General features: G+C 59.4%; 16 protein-coding genes and 1 tRNA gene. All 17 read right to left on the bottom strand.

What is annotated here, in order from left to right:
• Window positions 1-119: 119 nt before the first annotated feature.
• The gene (locus ACR0MJ_RS14460) at window positions 120-875 is read right to left on the bottom strand and encodes a hypothetical protein (RefSeq protein WP_480761439.1); all 756 of its coding nucleotides are present in this window, start codon (window positions 873-875) and stop codon (window positions 120-122) included.
• A gap of 1 nt (window position 876) precedes the next feature.
• A complete protein-coding gene (locus ACR0MJ_RS14455) occupies window positions 877-2076 on the bottom strand; it encodes a tyrosine-type recombinase/integrase (protein ID WP_480761437.1) in 1200 nt (399 codons plus the stop codon).
• Window positions 2077-2241: 165 nt separating this feature from the next.
• Window positions 2242-2316, bottom strand: a tRNA-Phe gene (locus tag ACR0MJ_RS14450).
• A 79-nt stretch (window positions 2317-2395) separates the two neighbouring features.
• Window positions 2396-2578 (bottom strand): DNA gyrase inhibitor YacG, encoded by a 183-nt coding sequence (locus tag ACR0MJ_RS14445; RefSeq protein WP_170513305.1) that lies wholly within the window; start codon window positions 2576-2578, stop codon window positions 2396-2398.
• Window positions 2575-3597: a ribonuclease E/G gene (locus ACR0MJ_RS14440; protein WP_170662964.1), complete on the bottom strand. Its 1023-nt coding sequence runs from the start codon at window positions 3595-3597 to the stop codon at window positions 2575-2577. The genes ACR0MJ_RS14445 and ACR0MJ_RS14440 overlap by 4 nt, the downstream gene beginning before the upstream one ends.
• The gene (locus ACR0MJ_RS14435) at window positions 3594-4172 is read right to left on the bottom strand and encodes a Maf family protein (RefSeq protein WP_170508574.1); all 579 of its coding nucleotides are present in this window, start codon (window positions 4170-4172) and stop codon (window positions 3594-3596) included. The genes ACR0MJ_RS14440 and ACR0MJ_RS14435 overlap by 4 nt, the downstream gene beginning before the upstream one ends.
• 10 nt (window positions 4173-4182) lie before the next feature.
• Window positions 4183-4401, bottom strand: a complete 219-nt coding sequence (gene infA, locus ACR0MJ_RS14430; protein WP_005978431.1) for a translation initiation factor IF-1 — start codon at window positions 4399-4401, stop codon at window positions 4183-4185.
• 90 nt (window positions 4402-4491) lie between these two features.
• Window positions 4492-5367 carry a carbon-nitrogen hydrolase family protein gene (locus tag ACR0MJ_RS14425; RefSeq protein ID WP_170402459.1) on the bottom strand — a complete coding sequence of 292 codons (876 nt, stop codon included), beginning with the start codon at window positions 5365-5367 and terminating at the stop codon, window positions 4492-4494.
• 333 nt (window positions 5368-5700) lie between these two features.
• Window positions 5701-5937 carry a hypothetical protein gene (locus ACR0MJ_RS14420; protein ID WP_480761435.1) on the bottom strand — a complete coding sequence of 79 codons (237 nt, stop codon included), beginning with the start codon at window positions 5935-5937 and terminating at the stop codon, window positions 5701-5703.
• Between the two features lie 134 nt (window positions 5938-6071).
• Entirely contained in the window at window positions 6072-6626 is a 555-nt protein-coding gene (locus tag ACR0MJ_RS14415; protein WP_170609811.1) for a DUF333 domain-containing protein, read from the bottom strand.
• A gap of 86 nt (window positions 6627-6712) precedes the next feature.
• Window positions 6713-7057 (bottom strand): DUF427 domain-containing protein, encoded by a 345-nt coding sequence (locus tag ACR0MJ_RS14410; RefSeq protein WP_170392698.1) that lies wholly within the window; start codon window positions 7055-7057, stop codon window positions 6713-6715.
• Between the two features lie 63 nt (window positions 7058-7120).
• A complete protein-coding gene (locus ACR0MJ_RS14405; RefSeq protein ID WP_480761432.1) occupies window positions 7121-8911 on the bottom strand; it encodes an aminopeptidase P family protein in 1791 nt (596 codons plus the stop codon).
• A 77-nt stretch (window positions 8912-8988) separates the two neighbouring features.
• Window positions 8989-10155 (bottom strand): alpha/beta hydrolase, encoded by a 1167-nt coding sequence (locus tag ACR0MJ_RS14400; RefSeq protein ID WP_170733710.1) that lies wholly within the window; start codon window positions 10153-10155, stop codon window positions 8989-8991.
• A gap of 265 nt (window positions 10156-10420) precedes the next feature.
• Window positions 10421-12298, bottom strand: a complete 1878-nt coding sequence (cobT, locus tag ACR0MJ_RS14395; RefSeq protein WP_170513326.1) for a cobaltochelatase subunit CobT — start codon at window positions 12296-12298, stop codon at window positions 10421-10423.
• 121 nt (window positions 12299-12419) lie between these two features.
• Window positions 12420-13406 (bottom strand): cobaltochelatase subunit CobS, encoded by a 987-nt coding sequence (cobS, locus tag ACR0MJ_RS14390; RefSeq protein ID WP_010437533.1) that lies wholly within the window; start codon window positions 13404-13406, stop codon window positions 12420-12422.
• Between the two features lie 145 nt (window positions 13407-13551).
• The gene (locus ACR0MJ_RS14385; protein ID WP_480761430.1) at window positions 13552-16899 is read right to left on the bottom strand and encodes an error-prone DNA polymerase; all 3348 of its coding nucleotides are present in this window, start codon (window positions 16897-16899) and stop codon (window positions 13552-13554) included.
• Window positions 16896-18371, bottom strand: a complete 1476-nt coding sequence (locus tag ACR0MJ_RS14380) for a Y-family DNA polymerase (RefSeq protein WP_170508558.1) — start codon at window positions 18369-18371, stop codon at window positions 16896-16898. Before ACR0MJ_RS14380 ends, ACR0MJ_RS14385 begins: the two co-directional genes overlap by 4 nt.
• Window positions 18372-18464: the final 93 nt, after the last annotated feature.

Below are 18464 nucleotides of genomic sequence, written 5' to 3'. Positions count from 1 at the left end.
GCATTATTTGTCTCCTGTTGTTCAGGACCGGGGCAAACCGGTCAGCTGCGGAGATCAGTGTGCGGGAACGTTCTGATTAAGAAAAACCACGGTGAGCAGAGCTTTTCGAAATTTGGTGTTTATTGACAGCGTCGCCAAAGCAGGGACTCATAAAACTTTGAGTTCTCCTCCCACAGGTTCAACTCACTGGTGCCTGAAACTTTGTTTTTTAGCCAGCTGTTTATCTTGTTGCGGAGCGCTTCCTCGGAATGAAACTGCCATTCTTCCAAGTCCAACCCATCAATCTCAGAGACACAGAACAGGGTCTCCGCATTCCTCGACAGTTTGACTTCGTATATGATTTCTCTCACAAACACGAAGGCTGCACCGGGCAGCGTGTTTGAATCCCGATTGAACGTCGCCGTAGGTTTTTCCCGAAACAAAGCCGCATACAAGCCCAGACTCTCCGGAAAAAAGTTCGCCTCCCACCACTTATGCGGAAGCTTTCCGTTCACTTCTTCTGAGCTTTCAAACCTTGCGATTGTCTCTTCGAGTTGCTGTCTGAGGTCACAGTCAGCAGTCCTGTACTCGAAACCAAACTTGTTCAATCTGTCGATCAAATCAAAGTATCTGAGGGCGGCGGTGGCATCCGCAAAGAACTTTTTCTCATTGAGACCCAAACACTGTCTGAACTGCCCCTGCATCGAAATCGCAACGGTTTCGTTAAGAGCGCACCGCGCTCTTTCTGACACCTCAGCGCCAAACGAGGCAGGAAAGACTTCCCTTGCAGACCGACGCCGGTGCCTGAGGATTTCGCAGGTCTTTTCCAGAATGCGCTCAAAAGCCTCGCCTGTGATCCAGTTATCGGCCGTAATCAGATCAGCAATCAAAACCACGTCACTGCCCCTGTGCATCAGTTCGAAGCTGATCGAGTTTTTCAGCCCACCAATCCGCCATCCGTATACGCTCCTCCCAGTGTTCTCCCCGAACATAGGCGCGTCGCACGTCGTTGCCCTCAACATGGGCCAGAGCGCGTTCAACCGCGTCTGCAGCCCACAGACCGCTTTCGTTTGCGAAGGTGCTGAACGTTGCCCTGAACCCGTGTGCGGTTATCTGATCGGACGAGTACCCCATCCGTCGGAGTGCAGCGTTCAGAGTGTTTTCCGACATGGGTTTCTTCCAGGAACGCGCGGAGGGAAAAAGATAATCACTTGTTCCCGTATGCCGGTGCAGTTCTTTCAGCTGATCCAGCGCCTGCTGCGGCAACGGAACACGGTGAGGGCGGCGCATTTTCATTCGTTCCGCAGGGACACGCCATGTCGCCTCCTGACACTCAAATTCATCCCATGTCGCCAGTCTGAGCTCTCCGGGGCGCGGGGCCAGAAGGGCAAGCAGATGCAGCGCATGTTTTGTCGCAGGCTGACCCGAGAAAGTTTCGATCCGGTTCAGAAGCAGGCCAAGTTCTTTCGGATCAAGTATCGCTGATCTGGAACGCACCTGCGGACGAATAAGCGCTCCCTTAAGTGCCTCTGTAGGATCCTTATGCGCCCGCCCGGTCGCAATTGCATAGCGGAACACTGACCCGATCGTGCTCCTGAGCCGACTGGTTGTTTCATAGGTTCCTTTGCTCTCAACCTGCCGCAGCAGGCGCAGAACATCCGGGGTCTCTATCTGCGCAACGGGGCGTTCTGAAAGCATCGGCTCAGTCTGACTGATGAGCCAGTTCAGCTTCTTCAGAGTAGCAGGCGCCCGCCCTTCTTTTTCGAGCTTTGATAGATACTCCCGGGCCACGACGCCAAAGGTCACTGCACGTTCCCGTTCGGCCTCAATCCGTGCCAGTTTCCGCTCCTCTCCCGGGTCTTTGCCTTCCAGCAAAAGCAACTTCGCGGCATCGCGTTTTTCGCGCGCAAGTTTGAGGCTGACGAGCGGGTAAGGACCCAGAGACAGGAGCTTTTCTCTACCCCCAAACCGGTACTTGAGCCGCCAGAGCCTGGACCCGCCCGGATTGATCAGCAGGTGCAGACCGCCCCCATCGAATATTTTGTAAGGTTTTTCGCGGCTTGCGGTGTTTCGGATGGCTGTATCGGTCAATGGCATGAGAACAGGAATCGAATTAATGTGGTTTTGAAAATACCCCCGGAAATACCCCCAGATCGTCTGGCTGCCCCCGGAATCACCTGAACGACGCTGGACTCAGAATGCAGCAAAATCATGGCGTTACCGAAAATATCGGACAGTGCTGGATGCTGCTGAAAGTATAAATGGTGCCCGGGGGCGGAATCGAACCACCGACACGAGGATTTTCAATCCACTGCTCTACCCCTGAGCTACCCGGGCACGGGAATGGCGTTTGCCATTGGGTGGAGGCCTTCTATGACTTGCCACAGGCAGTGTCCAGAGGCTTTTTGACATTTTTTCAATGCGGGCGAGACGTGGGGCTTTCGGTTGGTTCCGAGGTCGTCTCGGCGTCTTCTTCACGTTGCGATGGCACCGCATAAGAACCGTTTAGCCATTTTGCCAGATCGATATCCGCGCAGCGTTTGGAGCAGAATGGTCGAAAGGCCTGCTGGGTATCTTCTCCGCAGATCGGGCAGCTCATTTCAGGATCTCCGTCAATGGGATACGACCACGTTTGCGCTGTAGTTCGAAATGGCCAAGCGGGGTCCAACCGGCCAGGATCGTCTCGTCAGGATCGGACTTGAATGCCGACCGCAAGGCCGATTCGAAACCCCTCCGGTCTTTCTTGGGCATCGGTGCAAGGTCCAGAGTGATCTGCCCCCCCAACCCGCGCACGCGCAGGGCGCGCGGCAGGGCTTTGGCGCAGGCGAAGTTAGCTTTGGTTCCCGCCGCGAGAGATGTGTCGGCGCCGGTGTTCACATCCACCGCAACCAGCGCGCGGGTCGGTTGGATATAGAGGTGTCCTCCACCGGGAAGCGTTTCGGAAATCCCCTTTGCTGTATCGAGCGCATCAACGACACCGTGGTCCTCAAATCCGCCGGATGCGGTCACGACCTCTGCCGGGTCCGTCCAATCACGCCAGGCCAGGATATGCGGACCATCGCCCTCGCCCAGCAATTCTGGTTCACTGCCCGTATCAGCCAATACCTGCTCGGTAAGTGCCAACATGGCTGAGATATCTTCAGCGATTTCATCTGCATCCGCCGTCTGACAGCACGAGCGCAGGATCAGGCCGTGCGTGCTGTTTCCCATTTGCTCATGCGCGATTTCGAGAAGTTGGTCGCGCATATCTTCATCACGGATACGGCGCGAGATGTTCAGGCCGGGCGCGTCAGGTGTCACGATCGCAAAGCGGCTTTTGAACAAAATACGGTTCGAGACGGGTATGGCTTTGCCGGGCTCGGCATATCCAGTCACCTGCACCAGTAGCAAAGCACCGGGCGCCAACCCTTTGACTTGCCTCAGAAAAGCCGGGCCGTCGGGTGTGGTGAGAAACATGCCGCCCTGACCTTTGACCGGGCGATCGGCGCGGGCGCGGTAGATCGTACCTGGCGCAGGGGCATCTGTGGCGATCAGGAAATCGTCGAGAACACCATCCACCATCAGAGCTGCAGCTTCGCGTCCCTGAATATGATCCAGAATGATGGTACGACCCTTCATGAAACCTCGCGATATAAGGGATAGCCGATGCCTTGCAGCAGTGCAGCAGTTTCGGACAGGGGTAGGCCGACGATACCGGTGAACGAGCCTGAAATCCACGGGATGAACGCACCGGCAGGACCTTGTATTGCATAGGCTCCGGCCTTGCCCTGCCAGTCATCCGTCGCAAGATAGGCATTGATTTCGCTGTCGGACAGACGTTTCACTTTTACCTGAGAAACCACATCACGCTGGAGGATTTTAGCCCCGCGCCGCACAGCGACCGAAGTGATCACCCGATGGCGTCGGCCGGACAGGGCGTGCAGAAACTCTGCAGCTTGTCCCGCGTCTTCGGGTTTGCCAAGAATGCGGCGACCCAGTGCGACCGTTGTGTCAGCACATAAGGTGATATCATCGCTATCAGCTTGAACAGCCTGAACTTTTTGGCGGGTAATGCGGCTGCAATAGGGGGTCGGCAGTTCGCCATTCAGCGGCGTTTCATCGATATCCGGCGGACGGATCGCATCGGGCCGAACGCCAAGCTGCGCCAGCAGGTCCAGCCGCCGCGGGCTGCCCGATCCGAGGATAAACGCCATGTACGAAGCGTTACTTGAAGCGATAGTTGATCCGACCCTTGGTCAGATCATATGGGGTCATTTCGACCTGAACTTTGTCGCCGGCCAGAACACGGATGCGGTTCTTGCGCATCTTGCCTGCCGTATGTGCGATGATCTCATGGCCGTTTTCCAGCTCGACCCGAAACGTCGCATTAGGCAGGAGTTCCTTCACGACACCGGGAAATTCGAGCGTATCTTCCTTGGCCATGTTGTCTCCATCATTAGGTTGCATCTGCAGAATCTGCAGATCGTGCGCCTAAATGAGCCTATTTCGGCCTTATTTCAAGGGCGAAGTCACCTAAAGGGGTGATATTGTGACTGAATCGACCCGAGCGTCTTGCTCGGTCCAGTGCGTGCGGTTCAACACCCACCCGTCTGCGCGGACGTTTGCAATTGTGGACAGGTCGGCCTCGGCATAGGTCCAGCCAGCGGTATTCAGCGTGCCCTCGGCAAGCACTCCCGTCGGTGGGAACCCGATATCGGGCGGGCCAAACACGCCACCCATGCCGGTATTCATGTCGACTGCTTCGGACCATTCATTGCCGCCAACTAACGATGACATTACCGTAACACATTGATTTTCAAGGGCACGAGACATGGCGCCGATCCGCACACGCCAATACCCGGACAGGGCTTCGGTGCAGGATGGAACGAGGATCAAATCGGCCTCGCTCAGGGCCCGACCCAAGAGAGGGAACTCACTGTCATAGCAGATCAGAACGCCGATTTTACCCAATGCGGTATCAAACAGTTTCAACGAACCGCCCGGGGCGATGTCCCAGGCCTCGCGTTCAAACCGTGTCATGATCTGCTTGTCCTGATGATCGAGACGACCGTCAGGAGCGTAGAACACTGCGCGGTTCACCGGGCGCCCTGGTCCGTCGATGACCGGGGCGGAAGCCCCCAGAATGTATGTGTTGTACATCTTTGCAAGGCGCGAATGCACAACTTGTACATCTTCCATCCGGTCGGAAACCGCCCGGATTGAGCGTTCGAGATCACCGGCCACCTTAGGGCCGTCGAGCGTCGACAACTCCATTGCGCCATATTCGGGAAAGACCAGAAGGTCGGCACCTTGTCCTGCGGCCTCGGAAACCCATGCCTCAAGCTTGTCTTCATATTGAGCCCAACTATCGAGCCAATCGAGGTCGTAGGCGGCGGTGGCGATTTTCATTCCCGAGTCCTATGTCTGGTCGCTGCGCGACACTAGAACAGCAGATCGTCCAGGGCTACTGCAATCGCGGCACGGGTGGTTTTGAAACCTACGTTGCGACTTACTGTTTCTAGGCAGGGGGCTGTGTATTGGCAGGCTTTCTCGGCCGCCGGTGCAGAGATTGCATCGAATGGCTGATAAGAGGTCGATTTGACCTATCGAAGAACCTGAACGAAACAGGCAAGGAACTCCACCTCGGGCATCAACTTTGCAACTTCTTCAAGCGCGCGAAGAGGCAGTTTTACATCAAGAACATTGGCCCCGGGGATATCGACTCACAGAAACAAGGCGTTGTCATTTGTAACGGTATCGTGCACCAAGGATGCGGCCAGAAGGGCAAATCCGGGGATCAGGTATGTCCTCGATCTGGTCGGTCAGGCTGGTTTGCGAAATCCCGAAAAAGCGGTGAAACGCTTTGTCCAGACCTTCGTGAATCTCGAACCCTTCATCGAAAGCGAGGAAGGCGAACCCCAGTGTAATCAGCAGCCAGATAATATGCTTGCGTTGCAGGAAAACCTGAAAATTAGCCAAGGCGACTTAATGGACGCGATCAGGCTGTCGCAAAACGGTCACTAACACGCGCTCTGATCGTCGGTAAACTGCGGCTCAATCGGGGCTTCAAGTTCATTTTGGGTGTGGATGTCGGGCTTGATTACCGGATCGGATCACTCGGGATTTTCCGCACGGAACAGGGCCCATGCGTCCTGCGAGGTGCCGTCCGGCTTGGTGCATATACCCACCTGACCCGAACCAGTGTCTTTGATCTTGTAGCTGCCTCCGGTCTCAAGGCAGTAGGCTGCTGCTGGGTTCACCACCTGATGCGTTTTTCCATGTGCCTTGCGGTACAGCTCCCATGCATCGGCGGACGTACCGTCGCTCAGTGCGCAGCGAGACGTGGTCAGGTCATATTCGCCTCCAATTGAGCCACAGTACACGGCGGCGGGATTTGCAAGGCCGACCGGCTTGCTGCCATCCGCGCCCGCATGGTGTTCACGAAAATAGGTCCAGGCATCGATCCGGGTGCCGTCGGGCAATTGGCAGATACCGCTCTGACCGTCCGGACCGTCATGGATACCGTAGAGCCCGCCTTGCGCGATGCAATATGTTGCCGCGGGATTGGCCAGACCGGTGTTGGCAGAGCTTGCGGCGGGCAGGGCCATTGAAAAGGCCATCGTCAGGGCCGCAATCGGGCCTGCGGAATTCAATAGACGCTTTGTCATGGTCACCTCGCAAAATTGTGGACAGGGCAGGTTCTGAGGATTTTCGCCGTTTTGCAGATCGATCCGGTCCTGCACGGATACTTGGATCAGAGTTGTTCCACCTTGATCGAGTCTGCGGGATAAAAGGCCAAGTGATCCTTGATTTCGGCCACCGCGTCGATCGGGTTTTCATAACTCCAAGCGGCGTTTTCGGTGACTGAGGATTTGTTTACGATCGAGAAATGCGTGGCGTCTCCCTTGCCTGCGCATTGGGTGACTTTGTTGGTCCGATCCAGAAAGGCCATCGCAATGTCCGCACGCGGGAAGTAGATAACCGGGTCTTTGTCGCCTTCCAGAAGTTCCAGCGCGTTGTTGGTTTCACCCAAAATCGCGCCGCCTGAACGGACGCTCCATTTGCCCGGTGCTTTGCGGATCGTGATGGTGTCTGTCATTCCTGTTCCTTCCCTCGTCGTGTCAGGGCTTCTCCTCTGCCCAAACTATGTAACAATCCGGTGTCAGACCGGTGCGGTTGCGGCATCCAACCACAGTTGAGCGGCGTCGCCCAGCCTTGGCCGGACTTTTTCCGCCACGTCGCGGTGATAGGCGTTCAGCCAAGCACGTTCCTCTCGTGACAGCATATCGACTACAATCAAACGCCTGTCGATTGGGACATAAGTCAGCGTACGCCAGTTCAGCATGGCGCGTTCGTCGTCACCGCTGGGCAGGTTTGGGGCCTCTTCCACTACGACAAGGTTCTCAAGCCGGATGCCAAAAGCACCCTCGCGGTAATATCCCGGCTCGTTCGACAGGATCATACCCGGCTCAAGCGGGACATGGCTGACCCGAGATAGGCGCTGAGGGCCCTCATGCACGCTGAGATAGGTACCGACCCCATGACCGACCCCATGGTTGAAATCCTGCCCGGCCAGCCACAGCGGCAGGCGTGCTACGCATTCGATATCGCGTCCTGCTAAGCCAACAGGCCAGCGTAGCATCGACATGGCGATCATTCCTTTGAGGACGCGTGTAAAGCAGTCCTTTTCCTCATCCCCAACATCGCCGATTGCAATTGTGCGGGTGATATCGGTGGTGCCGTCCAGATATTGCCCACCGCTGTCCAACACCAGCAGGTGACCGTTTTCCAGCCTGCTGTCGGTTTCCTCGGTCACGCGATAATGCATGATGGCCCCGTTCGGCCCGGTGCCCGCGATGGTGTCGAATGAGATATCCTGCAGCGCGTTGTCCCGGCGGCGGCTTTCTTCCAGCCGCGTTACTACCTGTGTCTCGGTCAGGGTGCCGGGCTTCTGCGCGTCCAACCAACACAGCAGTTCGATCACCGCTGCGGCATCTCGCAGATGTGCCTCGGCCGTGCCTGCGATTTCGGCCGGGTTCTTGCGGGCTTTGGGCAGGGCGCAGGGATCGCCGCCATCGACCATACGGTCCCCCAACGCATCCGCTACGATCTGCGGAACCGTTCCCGGATCGACCTGTACCTTGCCTTCAAGTGCCTCAACCGCTGTCAGGAACGCGTCGGGTTGGTGTTGGGTGACCTCCGGGCCCAGATGATCCTTAAGCCCGTTCAGTTTGGCAGCGGCCATGAACAGATCCACCCGCCCATCACCGTGCAGGATGGCAAAGCCATGGGCCACAGGGTTGTATGCGATGTCCGCGCCGCGGATATTCAACAGCCACATGATCGAATCCGGCAAGGTGATCACCGCTGCCGCGCGATCTGCGCTCTGCAGGTCACTCGCGAGGCGCTTGATTTTGCGCTCGGCGCTTTCACCTGCAAATTCAATCGGATGTGCCCTGACAGGATTCATCGGAGGGTCGGGTTGATCCGCCCAAATTCGGTCTACAAGGTTATCACAGCGCACCAGTTCGACGCCGCTGCCTTCAAGCTCTTTCTGTGCAGACGAAATCTGTCCTGCAGCGTGGAGCCACGGATCAAACCCGACTTTGCCGCCATTTGGCAATTGCTCTTTCAACCACGCGCTCAGGCTGACATCTGGCCATGGGACCGGCGTGTAATCCTGTGCGACCTGGGCCTTTACCTGAGTGCGATAGCGCCCGTCGATGAAAACCCCGGCAATGTCCGTGAGCGCCGCGCAAAACCCCGCAGAACCGGTGAACCCGGTAAGCCAGGCCAGCCTTTCATCCCGAGGGGCCACATATTCACCCTGATGCGCATCCGCACGCGGGATCAGGAAGCCCTGCAGGCCTTCGCGCGCCAGCTCGTCCCGCAAAGCGGCCAGTCGTGGTGGGCCTTGCTCGGGGCGTGCGGTCACTTCGAAACTCTGGAACATGGGCGGCCTCATTCGTCGGTCTTGCTGCGCGCAAACCTGCGGCCTGCGGTAGGAAATGTCCAGCGCCTCGGCGCACACTATTCTTCTGTCTCAAGAAAGCGTTGAATGGCCTGGATATACGGGTTGTAGGCCTCATTTCCAGGCAATGGTATCTGGTTGCCGGTCTCAAGGATCACAAGCGAGGCATTGGGGATTCCAGCCGCCAGTTTGCGCGCCTCGGACAGGGGGTGAACGGCTGTGTGCCGCCCGTGCAGAACCAGAGTGGGGCATTGCACCATCGGAAGAAGTTGCAGCACCGAGGTGCTATTGGCGATGTCACGGTAGTGAAGTCTTTCCTCGCTTGAATAAAGTGTCTGCAATTCATTGACCATGTGCCGAACGCTATCCAGCGGACCTTCTGGAAAATAGCTGAATTCAGCGCCCATAGCATAGCCGCTGCCCGGCGTGTTCCAGCCTTCCGCGATCAGTGACCGGATCGAGTCGGGTTGTTTGGTATCTTCCCGGTAATCTCGCCCTTCTGCCCATCCGCCGGAGATAATCAGCTTGTCAATCCGCTCGGGGTGCCTTGCGGCGAAGTGTAGGGCAGGGAAGGTGCCGCCCATTTCACCGAGAATGGAAAAGCGATCAAACCCCGCTGCATTCACGACGGTCAGGATTTCTTCTATTCTGCGGTCATACACCGCCTGATGGTCGATGTTTGAGCTGACGTCATTGTCCTTGTTGTAGCGTAACAGGCGGAAACGGTTTGCCATGTCCTGTAACCGGGTACGCTCGGACGGGATGCGCCATTCCGCCTCCAGATCGTGCACGACCGAACCGATGCGCAGCACCGGCAACCCATCACCGGAAAGCGTGTAGGGAACAGCGCGGCCCTTCGCACCGCGCGCGTAACGCAGCCGTTGCGTATGGTTTTCTACGCCTGAATCGGTGTCGGCGTCACAGGTCACATCCGCCGCCATTTGCAACCCGCGCCGTACGACTGTCCGAATGATCCGCTGCGCTTTGCCATCATCGCCGACTGCTTTACGCGCTGCTGCAATTCGTGCGCTGATGGTAGAATCCGAGACAAAGCGGCCACTCCATACCCGCGCGATGATCTCGTCCCGGGGCACCAGCTTACCTGGGTGCTGGGCCAAGAGGACCAACAGATCGAATACCTGAGGTTCGATTGCGACGGGCTCGCCCCGGCGGGTCAGGACGTGTCGATCCACATCCAGAATACAGTCTGCAAACTCATAGCGCATGGGGCAAATACACTCCGTTTCTCGCGGAACGACAAGGTTCAACAACAATCTCAAGGGTTTCTAGGGCGTATCTCAGGACCAGCTACAAGCAGGCCGGACAGGGTTGGGACACTATCCAAGCAGATAAACAGGAGAACGAATGATGTTCCTGCCCTTCGATATAGCGCTTATGCGCTATCCGTTACGCCACCATAAGCAAAGTCGCCTTCAGCGGTGCAAAAACTGGCTTGGATGGCACTAAGTCTGCACTGTCGAAGCAGGGCCGTCAACTGGCCCGCTTCATCCCCATCACGCGCGCGCGGGCGCGCGGGTCGCTGTCGAACAGTGCGGCCAACTGCTCGGTCATAGCACCTGCAAGCTGCTCGACATCGGTGATCGTGACGGCGCGGTCATAATAGCGCGTCACATCATGGCCGATCCCGATGGCCAGCAATTCCACCATCTTGCGTTTTTCCACCATCGCAATCACGTCGCGCAGGTGTTTTTCCAGATAGTTCGCCGGGTTCACGCTGAGCGTTGAATCATCGACCGGCGCGCCATCCGAGATCACCATCAGGATCTTGCGGGCCTCACGCCGCGCGAGCATCCGGCGATGCGCCCATTCCAACGCCTCACCGTCGATGTTTTCCTTCAGCAGGCCCTCTTTCATCATCAGACCCAGATTGGGTCGCGCGCGACGCCATGGGGCATCGGCGCCTTTGTAGATGATGTGGCGCAGATCGTTCAGACGCCCCGGTTGCTGCGGGCGGCCATCGTTCAGCCACGCCTCGCGCGCCTGACCGCCTTTCCAGGCCCGGGTGGTAAAGCCCAGGATCTCGACCTTGACGTTGCAACGTTCCAGCGTCCGCGCCAGGACATCTGCACAGATCGCGGCAATCGAGATCGGACGGCCCCGCATCGAGCCGGAATTGTCCAGAAGCAGCGTCACCACCGTATCGCGGAATTCGGTATCTTTTTCGACCTTGAAGCTTAGTGGCGTGGTCGGGTTGGCCACGACGCGCGCCAGACGTCCGGCATCCAGAATGCCTTCCTCGCGGTCGAACTCCCAAGACCGGTTCTGCTGTGCCTGCAAGCGGCGTTGCAGCTTGTTGGCGAGACGGCTGACCGCACCTTTCAGCGGCTCCAACTGCTGATCCAGATACGCACGTAGGCGCTCCAGCTCTGCCGGTTCCGCCAAATCTTCAGCTGCGATCTCTTCGTCGTGGGTGTTCAGATAGACCTTGTAATCCGGGTCCGCCTCGGACGCAGGTGGCGGGGCAGGCGGTTCTAGCGGAGCCTCGCCCTCGGGCATTTCAGCCTCATCACCCATCTCATCCTCGGCCATCTCGTCCATCGAGACCTGAGCCTGAGACTGGTCCTGCTGTTCTTCCTGAGTTTGTTCAGGGGTTGCATCGGCGTCCTGTTCGTCCTGATCATCCTGCCCGGTGCTGTCGGGATCGGGCTGCTCTTCGGCGTCATCTTCGGCCTGATCTTCCTGTTCGTCGTCCAGTTCATCCGGGTCATCACCCAGCTGATCGCCGTAACCCAGATCTTTGATCATCTGTCGGGCGAATTTGGCAAATTCGGCCTGGTCTGAGAGGATTTCGTCAAGGTTTTCCAGCGTCCCGCCGGCCTGTTCCTCGATAAATCCGCGCCACAGGTTCATGACATTCTCGGCGGCAGGCGGCATGTCGCGGCCCGTGGCCAGATGCCGGATCAGATAGCCTGCCGCCACAGCCAATGGCGCATCCGCAGGCTGTTTGCACTGATCATAGCCGCGCCGGATCGCCTCATGCCCGATCTTGACGTCGATATTCGACGCGGTGCCGGGCATGTCCCGCGCACCCATCGCCTCGCACCGGGCGGTCTCCATCGCCTCATAAAGATCCCGTGCCATATCACCCGGAGGGGCATATCGCGCATGGGTCGCGTCATCATGATATTTGCGTTGTAAAGCTAATGCGTCTGCCGTCCCGCGCGCCAACAGAACCTCTTCGCGCGTCATCCGGCGTGAGACCTGCGGCAAACGCATCGACTCGCCCGACAGGCCCGATGGATCAACAGTGTAGCTCACCGACAATTCGGGGTCGTCGGCCATAACTTTAGTAGCCTCGGCCAGAGCCTTCTTGAACGGATCAGCAGGATTGTCGTTCTTCTGCACCATGTTCAATCGCCCTTTGTGTTGCAGTGACCCGCCGCATCAATGCGAAATCGGATCCCCCTTCATTTGGCCAAAAATACCTCCGCCGGAGGCATTGCGCCCCGCAGGGCGCAATTCATATTGCTTAGCCCAAGCTCGCGCTCGCCGCGCTTTCCGGCAGTTCCTCATCAAAACAGCGCTGATAGAACTCAGCAACCGTCTGGCGCTCTAGCTCGTCACATTTGTTCAGGAACGACAGGCGGAAGGCATAGCCGATGTTGCGGAAGATTTCTGCGTTTTGGGCCCAGTTGATCACGGTCCGGGGGCTCATGACGGTCGACAGATCGCCGTTCATGAAGGCGGTCCGGGTTAGGTCGGCGACGGTGACCATCTGGCTGACGGTCTTGCGGCCCTCGGCGGTGTTGTAATGCGGCGCTTTCGACAGAACGATCATCGTCTCGGCATCGTGGCTGAGATAGTTCAGCGTCGAAACCAGCGACCAGCGGTCCATCTGCGCCTGGTTGATCTGCTGTGTACCGTGATAGAGGCCGGTGGTGTCGCCCAGACCCACAGTGTTGGCGGTCGCAAACAGGCGGAAGTTCGGGTTCGGTGTGATGATCTCGTTCTGGTCCAGCAAGGTCAGTTTGCCGTCATGTTCCAGCACGCGCTGGATCACGAACATCACATCCGCACGGCCCGCGTCGTATTCGTCGAAGACGATGGCAACGGGGTTGCGCAGCGCCCAGGGCAGGATGCCTTCGTGGAATTCAGTGACCTGCTTGCCGTCGCGCAGTTTGATCGCGTCCTTACCAATCAGGTCGATCCGGCTGATATGGCTGTCGAGGTTCACGCGCACGGCAGGCCAGTTCAGACGGGCTGCAACCTGTTCGATATGGGTCGATTTCCCGGTGCCGTGATAGCCCTGAATCATCACCCGGCGGTTATGGGTAAAGCCCGCAAGAATCGCCAGCGTGGTTTCGGGATCGAACTTGTAGGTCGGATCGATCACCGGCACGCGGTCGCTGCGTTCGGCAAAGCCTTTGACTGCCATATCGCTGTCAATGCCAAACACCTCGCGAACCGAAATGTCCTCGGTGGGTTTTGCGTTGATGTCGATTGATCCGTCAGCCATGCGCCTTGTCCTTATCCTTTGGCCCGTTCACCGGGTTTGAACCCGTGTGTGGTGCAACATATTGCGGGCAAGGGCAAGGGAAAGAGGTGACCGGATCACGTTAGCCAGATGTTTCTTTGAAACTGGCCTTATGTTGGCGCGGGTTCTAGTGAAAATCCCGGCTTGGGAACAGACGCTTGGCCTGTTCGCGCGGATGGCGGGCGCTTGGGCCGTTCTGCCGGGGGCGCGGGGTGTCATCCGCTTGCGGTTGGGTGATGCCGATGGCCTCATCCAGCGGATGCCCAAGCTCGGACAGTTTATGCGACATATCGGTGATTTCCTGCGCGATCAGATGCACGACGATCCCCTCGCGCTGCAGATACCCGCGGACCTGCAGCAGCCGCCCGCCCATCACGATGCGGCGAAATCGTTCATAGACCTTGGGCCAGACAACCACATTGCTGACACCGGTTTCATCCTCGAGCGTCAGAAAGATCACGCCCGAGGCGGTTCCCGGCCGTTGGCGTGTGATCACCAGCCCACACACGCTGTAGCGGCCCAGCGGGATGTCCTGCAGCGTGGCATGCGGCACAAGGCCGGGGATGGAGGGGCGCAACAGCTCCATCGGGTGTGAACGCAGGGTCAGGCGGGTCGAGACATAATCCTCGACAACCTCCTCGCCCAGATGCATCACCGGCAGGTTCACTTGCGGTTCGTTGATGCTCTCGCCATCGATGGGGTCATTGAACAGCGGCAGGGCGGTTCGGCTGCGGATGGCTTTGACATGCCACAGGGCGTCGCGTCGGGTCAGGTCCATGCCGGAGAATGCATCCGCTTCGGCCAGACGGGTCAGCACATCCGGGCGCAGCCCCGCCCGCAGCCACAGTGTTTCGGGATCCGGATACCCATTGCCGCGCGCGGCCACGATCCAGTCTGCGTCTTCCTGCTTAAACCCCTTGATCTGGCGAAAACCCAGCCGCAGGGCCAGCGCCCCGTCAGCACGGCGTTCCAGCAGATTGTCCCAGGTCGAGGCATTGACGCAGACCGGACGAATCTCGACCCCATGCTCGCGCGCGTCCCGCACGATTTGGGCAGGCGCGTAAAACCCCATGGGCTGCGAGTTCAGCAGCGCGCAGGCAAAGATCGCCGGGTGGTGGCATTTCATCCAGGCCGAGACATAGGCCAGCATGGCAAAAGCTGCGGCATGGCTTTCGGGAAAGCCGTAATCGGCAAACCCTTCGATCTGGCCAAAGCAGCGGTCGGCGACCTCGGGCGTATAACCATTGTTCAGCATCCCCGCGATGAACTTGTCACGATATGTGCCAATCGTCCCCATGCGCCGGAACGAGGCCAGCGAGCGGCGCAGGTGATCCGCCTCTTCCGCCGAAAACCCTGCACCAACCACGGCGATTTGCAGGGCCTGTTCCTGAAACAGCGGCACGCCCAGCGTGCGCCGCGTCACCTCTTCCAAGGCAGGGCCGAAGGGTTCGGATTTTTCCAGCCCGTTGCGCCGTCGGATATAGGGCTGCACCATATCGCCCTGAATGGGGCCGGGGCGAACGATGGCGACCTCGATCACCAGATCGTAGAATTCGCGCGGTCGCATCCGGGGCAGGAAATTCATCTGCGCCCGGCTTTCGACCTGAAACACGCCCACCGCATCAGCGGCGCACAGCATGTCGTAGGTCGCCGTGTCCTCTTGCGGGACGGTGGCGATGCTGAGGGTTTCGCTGTTGTGCTGTTGCATCAGGTCAAACGCCTTGCGGATACAGCTGAGCATCCCCAGCCCCAATACATCCACCTTCAGAATGCCAAGCGCGTCGATGTCATCCTTGTCCCATTCGATCACGGTGCGGTCTTCCATCGCGGCGTTTTCGATCGGGCATAGCTCATCCAGCCGCCCTTTGGTGATGACGAACCCGCCCACATGCTGCGACAGGTGGCGGGGGAAGCCGATGATCTCGCCAATCAGGCGAACCGTCTGCATCAGGCGCCGGTCTTTGAGGTCGAGGCCCAGTTCCTGCAGCCGCTCGGCATCAACGCCGCCATTGCTCATCCCCCAGATCTGGCCGGACAGACCTGCGGTGACGTCCTGGGACAGGCCCATCACCTTGCCCACCTCGCGGATTGCCGCGCGAGATCGGAAATGGATGACCGTGGCACAGAGGCCCGCGCGGTGGCGGCCATATTGCTCGTAAATCCACTGGATCACCTCTTCGCGCCGCTCGTGTTCGAAATCCACATCGATATCCGGCGGCTCGCCTCGGTATTTCGAGACAAAACGCTCGAACACCATGGCGATCATGTCGGGGCTGACATCGGTGATGCCCAGCAGATAGCACAGGATCGAATTGGCGGCCGAGCCCCGCCCCTGACACAGAATGCCCTGCGAGCGGGCGAATTGCACAATGTCATGCACGGTCAGGAAATAGGCCGGGAAATCCAGATCGGCGACCAGGGCCAGCTCTTTCTGCATCAATTGCAGCGCACGCTCGGGCGGGCCACCCGGATAGCGTCGTTTTAGCCCCTCGTGGGCCAAACGTTCCAGCCGCGCTAGCGGGGTTTCAGTGCTGGCGATCTCGTCTGGGTATTCGTAAGACAGCTCGCTCAGGTCAAAGCTGCAGCGGTCGGCGATTTCCAGCGTGCGGCGCAGCGCGCCGGGGTGGTCCTGAAACAGCCGGGCCATATCCGCGTAGCCTTTTAGCCGCCGCTCGGCATTGGGCAGGGCGCGGGTGCCGATCTGGTCAATCGTGATGTGTTCGCGCATGCAGGTCAGCACATCGGCCAGTTGGCGGCGGTTGCCACGGTGCATCAGCACATCACCTACCGCCACCATCGGGGCCGAGGCCCGCAGCGCCGCCTGCGCACAGGCCGCCAGATAGGCCCGGTCACTGCCGTCATAACGCGGCACGGCCCCCAGAAACACCGCATTGGGGAACTGCCGCCGGACGGTCTGAATGTCGGGGATGGCCTGTTTCAACCCTGCCTGAGGCAGCGCGATTAGGATCATCCCCTGACAGGCCGCCAGCATGTCCTGCAGGTCCAGATGACAGTCGCCTTTCTCGGCCCGTCGCTTGCCCAGCGTCAGCAGCCGGGTCAGCCGCTGATAGGCGGCTCGGTCGCGGGGCAGGGCCAGCCAGTGCACCGCGCTGTCGCGCAGAACCAGACGGCAGCCGACGATCAGCTTGGGCAGAGCGGGCACATCCGGTTTGTCGATCGGCTGCACATGCCCGACCTCTTGCCGGGATGAGGAATCGAGCCGGTGTTGCGAGCGGATTTGAACTGCGCCTTCCGCCTCGCGCCGCAGTTCTTTCAACGCGCTCCAGCCCCGGACCACCCCGGCCAGTGAGTTCCGGTCGGTGATCGCGATGGCCTTCAGGCCCAGCTCTGCCGCGCGGGTCACCAGCTCTTCTGGGTGTGAGGCTCCGGTCAGGAAGGTGAAGTTGGTGGTCACGCCCAGCTCGGCATAGCCGGGGTCCTGCGCGTGCGAGCTGGGCGGGTTCGGTTTGCTCATGCGAATTCCCCATGCACAAACCATCCCGGATTTTGCGGCGTGTAATACAGCCACAACCGCCGCCCCTGCCGGGTTTCAACCTGCCAGTAATCGCGCAAGCCCGTGCGCCAGTTCTCATCCTCCAGCCACCATTCGGGGCAGATGCGTTCGGGGCCGGTTGATCGGCCTGTGGTCAGCGACATGCGCCGCCAGCGAAAGCGGCGCGGCGGGTGCGGGCCTGATCCGGCGATAGGTTCTGGCGGAAACAGCTGCAGGGGGCGGGGGCGCAGGGCGACCCAACCGCCTGCAGGGTCGGAATAGGCGGCGGGCGAGATGATGAAGCTGCGTTCGGGGATATGGCTTTGCGCGGGCAGCAAGCGGTGGACCTGCTCTAGCCCGATCCGGGTGCCGATGCGGGTGATCAGGTCATCCAGTTGATCTTTGCCCCGGCTTGCGGCGCGGCTGATCTGGCGCACCGGCAGGGGTTCCACCAGCGTGGCCTCCAGCCGCAGCTGATCGACGCCAAAGCCTGCATCCACCTCGGTCAGTCCACGCTCAAACAGGGGCAGGATGCGATATGGATCACGCAAGGGGCGGGCCAGCCGCAGTTCGACCTGCTGATGATCCTGATCCACCCGGCGCAAGGTGATGCACAGCTTGCGCGCGCCCATTTCCTGCGCTTTCAGCTTGTCGCAGAGCCGTTCCAGCAGCCGTTCCGCCCCGGCCATCATGTCGGACAGCAGGCCAATGGGCTCGGGCAGGGTCATGCGCACGCCGTAATGGGGCGGATCGGCCAACGGGGTGATCTGTTCAGGTTGATCCCCCAAAGCCTGATCCAGCCGCATCAGTACCTCGGGGCCAAAGCGGCGTGTCAGCGGCGCGCGCGGGGTTTGCGCCAGCTCACCAATCCGGCGCAGGCCTAGCCGTTGCAGCGCGACCGAGGTATCCTCATCCAGCCGCAGCGCTGCCACCGGCAGGGCGCGGATGGCCTTCAGCGTATCTTGGGTTGCGACCCCCTCGCCATAATGTGCCAAGGCCCAGGCCGCGCCGCGTGTCGGGGCCAGACCGATCTGCACCGTCAGCCCGGCCCGGGCCAGACGCCTGCGCATGTCGGTCAGCATCATCTCTTCCCCGCCCGCCAGATGAGCCGATCCGGTGATGTCCAGAACCAGCCCGTCCTCACCTTCCAGCCCGACCCAGGGGCAATAGCGCGTGGCCCAGCGGCGCAGGGCGTGCAGAAACCGCTGATCCCCTTGCGGGTCGGCAGGATGGCTTTGCAGATCGGGGCAAAAGGCGCGGGCATCGGAATAGGGCATGCCGCTGTGCAGGCCCTGCCGCTGGGCCTGTACATTCAGGCAATACACCCGGTTTGCATTGTTCTGTTTCAGCGTCAGAACAAACGGCCCATCGACCGGGCGCACACGCAAAGCCCGGTCACTTGCCAGCCGGGGAAACCAGAGTGAAACGATGCGGCGCTGCATCCCGCCGAACATATAAAACCCCCAAATGTTCTACATTTGTTCTTATATGTTCTTGACCCTCAAAGAGTCGAGTCCTTGAGGGCCAGATCGTCAGGAATTCAGAGC

The sequence above is a fragment of the Ruegeria sp. C6 genome (assembly GCF_056537625.1).
This window is presented reverse-complemented; position numbering and strand designations above follow the sequence as displayed.

Excerpts from the sequence above, each read along its gene's own strand:
- ACR0MJ_RS14400 (WP_170733710.1), bottom strand. The coding sequence starts at position 10,155 with ATGCGCTATGAGTTTGCAGACTGTATTCTGGATGTGGATCGACACGTC.
- infA (WP_005978431.1), bottom strand. The coding sequence starts at position 4,401 with ATGGCCAAGGAAGATACGCTCGAATTTCCCGGTGTCGTGAAGGAACTC.
- ACR0MJ_RS14380 (WP_170508558.1), bottom strand. The coding sequence starts at position 18,371 with ATGTTCGGCGGGATGCAGCGCCGCATCGTTTCACTCTGGTTTCCCCGG.
- ACR0MJ_RS14435 (WP_170508574.1), bottom strand. The coding sequence starts at position 4,172 with ATGGCGTTTATCCTCGGATCGGGCAGCCCGCGGCGGCTGGACCTGCTG.
- cobT (WP_170513326.1), bottom strand. The coding sequence starts at position 12,298 with ATGGTGCAGAAGAACGACAATCCTGCTGATCCGTTCAAGAAGGCTCTG.
- ACR0MJ_RS14445 (WP_170513305.1), bottom strand. The coding sequence starts at position 2,578 with ATGAGCTGCCCGATCTGCGGAGAAGATACCCAGCAGGCCTTTCGACCA.
- ACR0MJ_RS14425 (WP_170402459.1), bottom strand. The coding sequence starts at position 5,367 with ATGAAAATCGCCACCGCCGCCTACGACCTCGATTGGCTCGATAGTTGG.
- ACR0MJ_RS14455 (WP_480761437.1), bottom strand. The coding sequence starts at position 2,076 with ATGCCATTGACCGATACAGCCATCCGAAACACCGCAAGCCGCGAAAAA.
- ACR0MJ_RS14385 (WP_480761430.1), bottom strand. The coding sequence starts at position 16,899 with ATGAGCAAACCGAACCCGCCCAGCTCGCACGCGCAGGACCCCGGCTAT.
- ACR0MJ_RS14410 (WP_170392698.1), bottom strand. The coding sequence starts at position 7,057 with ATGACAGACACCATCACGATCCGCAAAGCACCGGGCAAATGGAGCGTC.
- ACR0MJ_RS14405 (WP_480761432.1), bottom strand. The coding sequence starts at position 8,911 with ATGTTCCAGAGTTTCGAAGTGACCGCACGCCCCGAGCAAGGCCCACCA.
- ACR0MJ_RS14440 (WP_170662964.1), bottom strand. The coding sequence starts at position 3,597 with ATGAAGGGTCGTACCATCATTCTGGATCATATTCAGGGACGCGAAGCT.
- ACR0MJ_RS14415 (WP_170609811.1), bottom strand. The coding sequence starts at position 6,626 with ATGACAAAGCGTCTATTGAATTCCGCAGGCCCGATTGCGGCCCTGACG.
- cobS (WP_010437533.1), bottom strand. The coding sequence starts at position 13,406 with ATGGCTGACGGATCAATCGACATCAACGCAAAACCCACCGAGGACATT.